At 40.6% G+C, this 1511-nt stretch carries 1 protein-coding gene; it reads right to left on the bottom strand.

Features of this window, described 5'->3' with window-relative positions; translation table 11 throughout:
• Position 1: 1 nt before the first annotated feature.
• Positions 2-1354 (bottom strand): IS4 family transposase, encoded by a 1353-nt coding sequence (locus tag DSBG_RS21470; RefSeq protein ID WP_068967043.1) that lies wholly within the window; start codon positions 1352-1354, stop codon positions 2-4.
• Positions 1355-1511 lie beyond the last annotated feature (157 nt).

Raw genomic sequence — 1511 nt, 5'->3', positions numbered from 1 at the left:
CTCAACTTTCGCACACTCGTTGTGCGAATAAACCCTTGATATAACTGGGTAATTCACTAATCCATTTATGGAGTTGACTTAATGATTCAAGATTCTCCAGATTATCGGGCAGTAAATTCAGTACAAAAGCCATCAACTGGCGTAATGCTGTTTTAAGGTCCATATCCACTACTTCATCAGCAAAAAGGTAAAACAACCCTCCCAATGAGCGTTCATCATTTTGCTCTCGTCGTTCCCACTCAAGTATGAGGTAACGGGTAAAGACAATGGTTGTATGGCTAATCATCATATCAAAGGACCGCCCTTGGAATTCTGTGCCGAGTTTTAAGTGGGATTTGGCCATTTTAAAGAACGTCTCAATCCCCCAACGCATTCCGTAAATCCTTACTATGTCGCTGTTTTCTAGGGCAGTGTCTGTTGTCAGAATCGCTAACCACTCTCTTCGGTTATTCCGATTTTGGACGAAGACAATTTTTAAAGCTAAGCCTGAAGGAGTTTGAACTCGGACTGAACCTAAGATTTCTACTTTTGAGTTCTTTGGAACTTTTGCATAAAGCTCACGTAAACTCAATAATTCTCCTTGAAAGCGGTACCGTTGTTTGAGTTCTTTAACCATCCCAATAACGTGTAGTTTCTTATCCGTCAACTTTTGGAGAAGAGGAGCATGAGTAAACCAGCTGTCCATGAGGATGTAATCGGCTGAAAATCCTGCTTTGAGAGCTCTTTCAATCATTTGGAGGAGTGCATCTGGTTTAGGAATCATGGATTCCATACGACGCTTATAGCCAGTCGAGCGTTTATCTAGATCTTCTCGCATTTCACAAAGACGGTTTTTAGCTTTTGCCGAACTCATCAACGTAAAGTCAATGGGTGCAAAGCTATAGCCATCTGACCAACCTAAAGTCAGTAGGTTATAACCACGGATAAAACGACCCGAAACATGGTCAAAGATGCGTGCTAAGAGTTCAACCTTCTTGCTTCGTTCTCGACCAACCACTGAATCATCGACAATAAAAACACGGACACGATGTGCGGAGGTGAGTTTTTCAAATCGCCCAACAATCTTTAGACTCAATAACTGATAGAAGCGCCTCCAGTTATATCGAGACTCATTAAGAAAGCGATAAACAACATCTTTTCCTGGAAGGGACTCGGCTCTATTTCCTTCCAAAAGACGAAAGAGATTACGACCTTGAAAAACGAGTTGAAAAATAATCTGGAATACCACAAAACTTGAAATCCCATACGATTTACGGATTCCGGCATTTCTCAGGAGTTGACTGATTCTGAGAGAAGAAAAAATTAAAGAAAGTTGATTTTGATGCTGTTCAGACAGAGAGTTGTGTTGTAACATTAAGACATGCACCTTTCTGTTTGGGATTGAATGGGGTTTGGTCACTTCCATTTTACCAATTTGAAAGGTGTTTTTCTGTCAATGAAAAGAATTATTTTGTTAAAACTCAGTCATAGTGCCACTTGCAGCAGACTTTCGCTCTGCGAAAGTTGAGTAA

The organism is Desulfosporosinus cupriresistens (genome assembly GCF_001707885.1).
Classification (GTDB): domain Bacteria; phylum Bacillota; class Desulfitobacteriia; order Desulfitobacteriales; family Desulfitobacteriaceae; genus Desulfosporosinus.
This window is presented reverse-complemented; position numbering and strand designations above follow the sequence as displayed.